Annotated in this window: 9 protein-coding genes; 4 read left to right on the top strand and 5 right to left on the bottom strand. The window is 60.0% G+C overall.

The window, feature by feature from the left end:
* Positions 1-18: 18 nt before the first annotated feature.
* A complete protein-coding gene (locus tag FEM54_RS16180) occupies positions 19-909 on the bottom strand; it encodes an ATP-binding protein (protein WP_017136173.1) in 891 nt (296 codons plus the stop codon).
* A 163-nt stretch (positions 910-1,072) separates the two neighbouring features.
* Between FEM54_RS16180 and FEM54_RS16185 the strand changes: the two genes are divergently transcribed.
* Positions 1,073-3,382, top strand: a complete 2,310-nt coding sequence (locus FEM54_RS16185) for a hybrid sensor histidine kinase/response regulator (RefSeq protein WP_099549109.1) — start codon at positions 1,073-1,075, stop codon at positions 3,380-3,382.
* Here the strand turns inward: FEM54_RS16185 and FEM54_RS16190 are convergent.
* The 3 genes from FEM54_RS16190 to msrB form a co-directional block, all read right to left on the bottom strand.
* Positions 3,336-3,827 (bottom strand): MarR family winged helix-turn-helix transcriptional regulator, encoded by a 492-nt coding sequence (locus FEM54_RS16190; protein ID WP_017136171.1) that lies wholly within the window; start codon positions 3,825-3,827, stop codon positions 3,336-3,338. The two genes, FEM54_RS16185 and FEM54_RS16190, sit on opposite strands and share 47 nt — an antisense overlap.
* A complete protein-coding gene (locus FEM54_RS16195) occupies positions 3,824-4,309 on the bottom strand; it encodes a glutathione peroxidase (protein ID WP_099549066.1) in 486 nt (161 codons plus the stop codon). The genes FEM54_RS16190 and FEM54_RS16195 overlap by 4 nt, the downstream gene beginning before the upstream one ends.
* A 206-nt stretch (positions 4,310-4,515) precedes the next feature.
* Positions 4,516-4,908 carry a peptide-methionine (R)-S-oxide reductase MsrB gene (gene msrB / locus FEM54_RS16200; protein WP_099549067.1) on the bottom strand — a complete coding sequence of 131 codons (393 nt, stop codon included), beginning with the start codon at positions 4,906-4,908 and terminating at the stop codon, positions 4,516-4,518.
* Positions 4,909-5,110: 202 nt separating this feature from the next.
* On the opposite strand from msrB, the gene FEM54_RS16205 reads away from it, so the two are divergent.
* Both FEM54_RS16205 and htpX read left to right on the top strand, forming a co-directional pair.
* The gene (locus tag FEM54_RS16205; protein ID WP_017136168.1) at positions 5,111-6,322 is read left to right on the top strand and encodes a pyridoxal phosphate-dependent aminotransferase; all 1,212 of its coding nucleotides are present in this window, start codon (positions 5,111-5,113) and stop codon (positions 6,320-6,322) included.
* A 305-nt stretch (positions 6,323-6,627) separates the two neighbouring features.
* Complete coding sequence (gene htpX, locus FEM54_RS16210) at positions 6,628-7,515, top strand: protease HtpX (protein WP_017136167.1); 888 nt, start codon at positions 6,628-6,630, stop codon at positions 7,513-7,515.
* Between the two features lie 134 nt (positions 7,516-7,649).
* Here the strand turns inward: htpX and FEM54_RS16215 are convergent, their stop codons facing one another.
* Complete coding sequence (locus FEM54_RS16215; RefSeq protein WP_138451883.1) at positions 7,650-8,306, bottom strand: thiopurine S-methyltransferase; 657 nt, start codon at positions 8,304-8,306, stop codon at positions 7,650-7,652.
* 103 nt (positions 8,307-8,409) lie between these two features.
* On the opposite strand from FEM54_RS16215, the gene FEM54_RS16220 reads away from it, so the two are divergent.
* Positions 8,410-9,177 (top strand): DODA-type extradiol aromatic ring-opening family dioxygenase, encoded by a 768-nt coding sequence (locus tag FEM54_RS16220; protein WP_138451885.1) that lies wholly within the window; start codon positions 8,410-8,412, stop codon positions 9,175-9,177.
* The last annotated feature ends 65 nt before the right edge of the window (positions 9,178-9,242 follow it).

Here is a 9,242-nt window from a genome sequence, read left to right on the forward strand (position 1 = left end):
CGGCATGTTGTAAATCGATCATGGTTGACGCTCCAACAACTTGAGACCCACCCAGTAACGGGCGAATTGATACGCGCAACGGCCGTTGCGGTTGCCACGCCCGGTGGCCCAGCGCACGGCCAGGATGTCGAGGGCTTCATCACGCTGCCACTGCAAGCCAGCCTTGCTGGCCAGTTCGCCGATCCAGTGTTCGACCACATCCAGGAAGTGTTCCTGGCTGAACGGATAGAACGACAGCCACAGGCCAAAACGGTCGGACAAGGCGATCTTGTCTTCCACCGCCTCGCTGGGGTGCAACTCACCGTCCACGCGCTTCCAATTGTCGTTGTCGCTCTGGTTTTCCGGCACCAGGTGACGACGGTTGGAGGTGGCATACAGCAACACATTTTCCGGCGCTTGCTCAAGGGAGCCGTCCAGTACGCTCTTGAGTACGCGATAATCGCCCTCACCCGCTTCGAAAGACAGGTCGTCACAGAACAGGATGAACCGTTGCGGCAGCTTGAGCAGTTGCTCGACCACGCGCGGCAGGTCAGCCAGGTGATCGCGCTCGATTTCAATCAGGCGCAAACCGGCCTTGGCATGCTGGGCCAGCAAAGCACGCACCATGGAGGATTTACCGGTGCCGCGCGAGCCCCACAGCAACGCATGGTTGGCGGGCAGGCCATCGAGAAATTGCTGAGTGTTGCGAGCCAGTTGCTCACGTTGCTTGTCCACGCCGATAAGGTCGGACAGGCGCATGTCCAGGCTCACTTCCAGCGGGAGCAAAAAGCCAGTACGACCTTCGCGCTGCCAACGGGCGGCGAGGCAGTTATTCCAATCGATGGCTTGGCGCGGTGCAGGTAACAGCGGTTCCAGGCGCGCAAGGACCGCATCGGCCCGCTCAAGAAAGGCATTCAATCGAGAATCCACGATTATTCCTCTGGCAAGTTCTTGCAAAAGATGGCGTATTGGCAACCCTGTGGCAGACCCCACGAGGCTGCGTATAAAACGATTCATGCCGGCCAAGCCAAAGCCTGTGGATGTTCAGCTATGCTTGCCGGGCGAAGGGAAACGTGAAGTGGTTCAACACCCGATGGATATCAAGTTCGCCCACCGCTTGTCTTATAAACAAGCTCGATTGACTGTGCTGGTCGGTTTCGTCTTGGGAACCTTGCTCAGCCTGATCCAAATCGGCATTGATTATGCCAGCGAAGACGCCTCGATCAACCGTGAAATACGCTCACTTATCGAAATCAGCCATAACCCTGCCTCACGTATCGCCTACAACATTGATGCCGAACTTGCCCAGGAACTGACCCTGGGCCTGTTGCACTCGCCGGCCATCACCCACGCGCAACTGGTCGATAACAATGGCGTGGTACTGGCCGACGTGAACCGGCCGCGCAAAGAGAGCGCCTACCGGCCCATCAGTGACTTCCTGTTTGGCGCCAACCGCTTGTTTGAAGATCGACTGTTCCTGAGCCACATGCCCGAGGATTCCCTCGGCGTGCTGCGCCTGGACGTCGACACCTACGCCTTTGGCAGCCGTTTCCTGCACCGCGCCGAGATAACCTTGCTCAACGGGTTCGCCCGCAGCCTGCTGCTGACAGGCATTCTGCTGGGCCTGTTCTACGTGATGCTGACCCAGCCACTGGTGCGCATCATCCGTGCCCTGAGCACCAGCAAGCAGGCTCGCCTGGATTGCCCGCCGGGTCACGAAAACGATGAAATCGGCGTGCTGGTGAACGTCGCCAACCAGCAATTCGAAAACATGCAGACCGAAATCCAGCAACGGCGCCATGCCGAGGACCGCCTCACCGAGTACCTGGGCCAACTGGAAGATATCGTCTCGGCACGCACTCTGGAGCTTAAGGCCAGCAACCAGCGCTTGAGCCAATCCAACGATGAACTCGAAGCCGCCAAATTGACCGCCCTGGCCATGGCCCAGGCGCGCGCCGCGTTCCTGGCCAATATGAGCCATGAGATCCGCACGCCGCTCAATGGCTTGCTGGGCATGATCGCGCTGTCGCTCGACAGCCCGCTGAACGCCGAACAACGCCAGCAACTGTCCATCGCCCACGACTCGGGCAAGGTGCTGGTGGAACTGCTCAACGATATCCTCGACCTGTCGAAATTCGACGCCGGCCAGTTGGAGCTCGAACGCATCCCGTTCGACCTCGGCTCATTGGTGGAAGACACCGCCAACCTGCTGTCGCAGAACGCGGCGCCGAGTGTCGAGTTGACCTGCCTGATCGACCCGCTGTTTCCTGCGCAAGTCATTGGCGACCCGACACGGGTGCGGCAAATCGTCAGCAACCTGCTTTCCAATGCCTTGAAGTTCACCCGCTTCGGGCGTGTGGACGTGCGCCTCAGTGCCGAGGGTGGCCGGGTAAAAATCGAAGTCTGTGACACCGGCATCGGCATTGCCCAGGAAGCGCAGGTGAAAATATTCCAGCCGTTTACCCAGGCCGGTGCGGGTATCACACGCCAGTTCGGCGGCACCGGGCTGGGGCTGGCGTTGACGCATAACCTGTGTGAAGCGATGAAGGGCCGCTTGAGCATCAGCTCGGAAGTCGGTTTTGGCAGCCAGTTCTGCGCCGACCTGCCGCTGCCCACACATTTGCCGGCCGCACGACAAGCGCCGCTGTTGGGCGAAGTCATCGCCATCACCAACACCGGGAGTGGCCTGGCGGAATTGCTCGGCACCTTGCTGCCGGCTTGGGGGCTGGCGCTGCGCTGCTACTCCCAGGATGACGACCTGACCGGGCTGGCCCCCGACCTGCTGATCACCGATTGCCCGGAGTGCCTGTTCCGCCTGCGCCCTGGCATCAGCGCGCCGATCCTGCTGGTGACGGCCTATGGCAACTTCATGCCCAGCGAAGAAGTCGCGGCTCTGATGCCGCTGCAGCAACAGGCACGCCCGTTGAGCCGCAACGCGCTGTATCAGATTCTGCAGCGCAACCTGCGCAGCGAGGCGCAACTGATCCTCGACCCTGTCCAGATGGAAACCGTGCCCCTGGCACATCGCGCGCGCATCCTGCTGGTGGAGGACAACCCGGTCAATCAATTGGTAGCCAAGGGCATGCTCAGCAAGCTCGGCTGCGAAGTGATTGTGGCTGCCCATGGCGGCGAGGCGCTCAAGTTGCTGGAGGAGCAGCGCTTCGACATGGTGTTGATGGACTGCAATATGCCGGTGATGGACGGCTACGAGGCCAGCCGGCAGATTCGCCGCAGCGGGCGCTGGCCGGAGTTGCCTATCGTCGCCCTGACCGCCAACGCCCTGGCGGAAGAACGCGAGCGCTGCCGGGCGGCGGGAATGGATGACTACCTGGCCAAACCGTTTCGCCGCGAAGAGCTCAAAGCCCTGCTGGACCTGTGGGTGCCGAACTCGACAAGTTTTTGATCTGCGCCAGCAGCTCGTCCAGACCATTGCGCAAGACGTCGGCCTGGTTCAGGTCGACACCGCTGTCGCACAGCAGCCGGGTTTTCAGGGCATGGGCCTGGTCGCGCAACTGTACGCCCGCGGGGCTCAGGCTCAGATGCACCTCGCGCTCATCCAGCGCGCTGCGCCGGCGCTGCACCAGCGCCAGTTGTTCCAGGCGCTTAAGCAGCGGCGTCAGCGTGCCAGAGTCCAGCATCAGGCGCTCGCCCAGGGCCTTGACCGTGGGTTGCGTTGGGGTCGCGCAGTGCCATTCCCACAACACCAGCATCGCCAGGTATTGCGGGTAGGTCAGGCCCAACTGGTCGAGCATGGGCTTGTAAGCCCGCGTCACCGCTCGGGACGCGGCATAGAGCTTGAAACACAGCTGGTCGTCCAGCGCCAGGGACACGCGGGGCAAGTCGGTCATTTGAGCAGAGCTTCAATCTCTTGGGTCAGGGCTTCGGGCTTGGTGGTCGGGGCAAAACGCTTGACCACCTTGCCATCACGGCCGATCAGAAATTTGGTGAAGTTCCACTTGATACCTTTGGAGCCCAGCAGCCCCGGCGCTTGTTTTTTAAGTTGCACGAACAGTGGGTGAGCGTCGCTGCCATTCACGTCGATCTTCTTGAACAGCGGGAAGCTGACGCCGAAGTTCAGCTCGCAGAACTCGGAAATCGCCCCTTCGTTGCCTGGCTCCTGTTTGCCGAACTGATTGCAGGGAAAGCCCAGCACCACCAGACCCTGGTCCTTGTACTGCTGCCAAACCTGCTCCAGGCCTTTGTATTGTGGGGTGAAACCACATTTGCTGGCGGTGTTGACCACCAAAATGGCCTTGCCGGCGAAATCGGCCAAGGTCTTTTGCTCACCCTTGATGGTGGTGCACGGGATGCTCAGCAGGTTGTCGCTCATGGCAGCGCCTCGGATATGGAGAAAGAGCTATAAAGGTAGTAGGCAATTCAATTGCGTGCAATTTAATTGACCGCAGTGATGCCTGCACATAGATCGTTCCCACGCTCCGCGTGGGAATGCAGCCCAGAACGCTCTGCGTTCGCTTCTAAAGTCGTGACGCGGAGCGTCACAGGAGGCGTTCCCACGCGGAGCGTGGGAACGATCAGTCAGCGTGGAACGAGGTCCAGGCACACCGAGTTGATGCAGTAACGCAGGCCGGTGGGCGGCGGACCGTCCGGGAACACATGCCCCAGGTGCGCGTCGCACTTGGCACAGGTGACTTCGGTGCGGATCATGCCGTGGCTGATGTCACGGATCTCGATCATCGCGCTGTCGGCAATCGGCGCGTAGAAACTCGGCCAGCCGCAGCCGGAATCAAACTTGGTGGTGGAATCGAACAGCGGCTCACTGCAGCAAATGCAGTGGTACACGCCATCAGTCTTGGTGGCATTGTATTTGCCGCTGAAAGGTCGCTCGGTGCCTTTGAGACGGCACACGTTGTACTGCTCCGGATCGAGCATCGCCTTCCATTCTTCAACGGTTTTCTGCAACTTATCCATCGATACACCTCGGCAACTGAAAAACCCTGATCTGTGTCTTTTCCATGGATCAGGCGGCACGTATGATTGCGCCTCTTCAAAACGCCAGTCTGGCACCCGCGCTACCGGCATTCAAACGTATTTATGGGTGCGAGCCCCGCAGGTTTCGCAGTACGGTAGTGTCCACGCCGTCTGGATCGTTCATTTTCAGGATCACATCGCCATGCAGGTCAGCAAATCGAACAAGCTCGCCAACGTCTGCTACGACATTCGCGGCCCGGTGCTCAAGCACGCCAAACGCCTGGAAGAGGAAGGCCATCGCATCCTCAAGCTGAACATTGGCAACCCGGCGCCTTTTGGTTTCGAAGCGCCGGACGAAATCCTCCAGGACGTGATCCGCAACCTGCCGACAGCCCAGGGCTACAGCGACTCCAAGGGCCTGTTCAGCGCGCGTAAAGCCGTGATGCAGTACTACCAGCAAAAGCAGGTGGAAGGTGTCGGCATCGAAGACATCTACCTGGGCAACGGCGTGTCCGAGCTGATCGTGATGTCCATGCAGGCCTTGCTCAACAATGGCGATGAAGTGCTGGTGCCGGCGCCCGACTACCCGCTGTGGACCGCTGCCGTGACCCTCGCCGGCGGCCACCCGGTGCACTACCTGTGCGATGAAGGCGCGGACTGGTTCCCGGACCTGGCCGACATCAAGGCCAAGATCACCCCGAACACCAAGGCCCTGGTGATCATCAACCCGAACAACCCCACCGGCGCCGTCTATTCCAAAGAAGTGTTGCTGGGCATGCTCGAACTGGCGCGCCAGCACAACCTGGTGGTGTTCTCCGACGAGATCTACGACAAGATCCTCTACGACGACGCCGTGCACATCTGCACCGGCTCCCTGGCACCGGACCTGCTGTGCCTGACCTTCAATGGCCTGTCCAAGTCCTACCGGGTGGCGGGTTTCCGCTCCGGCTGGATCGCCATCTCGGGCCCCAAGCACAATGCCCAGAGCTACATCGAAGGCATCGACATGCTGGCCAATATGCGCCTGTGCGCCAACGTGCCGAGCCAACATGCGATCCAGACCGCTCTCGGCGGCTACCAGAGCATCAACGACCTGGTCTTGCCCCAGGGCCGTCTATTGGAGCAACGCAACCGCACCTGGGAACTGCTCAACGCGATCCCGGGCGTCAGCTGCGTGAAACCCATGGGCGCGTTGTATGCCTTCCCACGCATCGACCCGAAAGTCTGCCCGATCCTCAACGACGAGAAATTCGTGCTCGACCTGCTGCTGTCGGAAAAGCTGCTGGTGGTGCAGGGAACGGCGTTCAACTGGCCGTGGCCGGATCACTTCCGCGTGGTGACCTTGCCGCGTGTGGATGACCTGGACATGGCCATTGGTCGCATCGGCAACTTCCTCAAGTCCTATCGCCAGTAATCTAAAAGTCGCTGTACGACCGCCATTCGGTCGTACAGCGAGTATCTGGCAACACTTCTCTAGCCTGCCTCCCCTCCTCGCTCGCCGCTGCACACCACGCACCGGTCAACCCCTTGTAATTACAGGGCGCCAAGGCATGAGCGGGGTGATCACCCGTCACTTTCCAGGTCAGAAATTCCCTTCAAGGCTCTACATTGATGCTGTAGGACACAGTTTGAAATAGTCGCTCGGTTGAATCACCTTAGGCCGCACCTTATATACCCCGCAGTACGCGACATATTAAGCATGAGGAGAACTCTACAACCATGATGCGCATCCTGCTGTTCTTGGCCACTAACCTGGCGGTCGTGCTGATTGCCAGCATCACCCTGAGCCTTTTCGGCTTCAACGGGTTCATGGCGGCCAACGGGGTTGATCTGAACCTCAATCAGCTGCTGGTTTTCTGTGCGGTCTTTGGTTTTGCCGGCTCGCTGTTTTCGCTGTTCATCTCCAAATGGATGGCGAAGATGAGCACCAGCACCCAGGTCATCACCCAGCCACGCACCCGGCATGAACAATGGTTGCTGCAAACCGTTGAGCAACTGTCCCGCGAGGCCGGCATCAAGATGCCTGAGGTCGGGATCTTCCCCGCCTATGAAGCCAACGCCTTCGCCACCGGCTGGAACAAGAACGACGCGCTCGTTGCGGTGAGCCAGGGCATGCTCGAACGCTTCTCCTACGACGAAGTGAAGGCCGTGCTGGCCCACGAGATCGGCCACGTAGCCAATGGCGACATGGTCACCCTGGCGCTGGTACAAGGCGTGGTGAACACCTTCGTGATGTTCTTCGCACGGATCATCGGCAACTTTGTCGACAAGGTGATCTTCAAGAACGAAGAAGGCCGTGGTATCGCTTACTTCGTGGCGACCATCTTTGCTGAAGTGGTGCTGGGCTTCCTGGCCAGTGCGATCACCATGTGGTTCTCACGCAAACGCGAGTTCCGCGCAGACGAAGCCGGCGCCCGCCTGGCCGGCACCGGTGCAATGATCGCAGCGCTGCAACACCTGCGCTCCGAACAGGGCCTGCCGGTACACATGCCCGACAGCCTGACCGCGTTTGGCATCAACGGTGGCATCAAGCAAGGCTTTGCCCGCTTCTTCATGAGCCACCCGCCACTGGAGGAGCGTATCGACGCGCTGCGTCGTCGGGGCTGATACGACACAGAAAGGGGCGATTTGATCGCCCCTTTTTTGTAGGTGCTGATAACGCCATCGCGGGCAAGCCCGGCTCCCACATTGGAACGCATTCACTGTGGGAGCTGGGCTTGCCCGCGATGGCGATGCAATAGTCAACGCAGAGTCAGTTGATACACACGCTCCTCCAGCCGCGTAACGCCGTCCTGCACAAACTTCCAGCTCTCGCCCAGGATGTCTTGCTCTTCAAGTACAGTCAGGCTCCAACGCAAGCCCAGCAACACCCTGACTTCCTCGTCAGTCACCGCAAATGGCGGCCCAGCCTTCTGCGTCTGATCATAGTCCAGGGTGATCAGCAGCCCCTTGCAACCAGGGCGCAGAAGCGTATTCAGATGCTCAGCATATTGCGCCCGCATCAGCGGCGGCAGAGCGATCAACGCCGCGCGATCATAGAGTGCTGTGCAATCGCTCACCGCCTCGGCGTCGACAGCGAAGAAGTCGCCGCACCACACCTCGATCAAGCCGGACGCATACACCTTGAACGCGCCTTGCTGGCGGATATGCGGCGTCAACGATTGCTCATTGAAGAAGGCTTCAACCGCCTGCTCCGACAATTCCACGCCCATTACGCGATACCCATGGCTTTCGAGCCAGATCATATCCAGGCTCTTGCCACACAACGGCACCAGCACTTTTGCGCCAACCGGCAGTACCAGTTTCGGCCAATGCCGTTGCAGGTAAGGGTTGACGTCAGGCAGGTGAAAGCCAATTTGATTGCGCGCCCAGCGCTCTTGCCAAAACTTAGGCTCCATAAATCACCCTGAAAAATCGATCAAAAGGCGCTAAAACTTATATTAGATTTAGATCAATGATCTGATTGAAGATGGGCCTATGTTAACCCTCAGGACCCGACTTATGCTCCCCAGCCTGTTTATCTCCCACGGTTCGCCCATGCTCGCCCTGCAACCCGGTGCCAGTGGCCCGGCGCTGCGCCGTTTGGCGGCTGAACTGCCACGGCCAAAGGCGATTGTGGTGGTATCGGCGCACTGGGAAAGCGACCAATTACTCGTCACTGGCAGCGCCGCCCCGCAAACCTGGCACGACTTCGGTGGGTTCCCTCCCGAACTGTTTGCCGTGCAGTACCCGGCGCCGGGCAACCCGCAGTTGGCCGCGCAAATCGTCGGGCTGCTGCAAGCCGATGGCCTCGACGCGCAACTCGATGAACGCCGCCCCTTCGACCACGGCACCTGGGTGCCGCTGTCACTGATGTACCCGGCGGCGGATATTCCAGTGGTGCAGGTTTCCTTGCCTAGCCGCATGGGCCCGGCGTTGCAAACCCGAGTCGGGCATGCCCTGGCGAGCCTGCGCGAACAGGGTGTGCTGTTGATCGGCTCCGGCAGCATCACCCATAACCTGGGTGAGCTGAACTGGCGCGCCGGCCCTGAGAGCATCGAGCCGTGGGCGCGGGATTTTCGCGATTGGGTGGTGGATAAACTTGCCGCCAACGATGAAGCGGCCCTGCACGACTACCGCCGCCAGGCGCCGCATGCCGTGCGCAGCCATCCCAGCGATGAGCATTTGTTGCCGTTGTACTTTGCACGGGGCGCCGGAGGGGATTTCAGTGTGGCGCATCAGGGGTTCACCTTGGGCGCGCTGGGGATGGACATCTACCGTTTCGGCTAACAGAGATCTAAAGGTGGGAGCTGGCTTGCCTGCGATAGCGGTGGTTCAGTTAGCCTATTTGCCAC

This window comes from Pseudomonas edaphica, from assembly GCF_005863185.1.
GTDB lineage: Bacteria > Pseudomonadota > Gammaproteobacteria > Pseudomonadales > Pseudomonadaceae > Aquipseudomonas > Aquipseudomonas edaphica.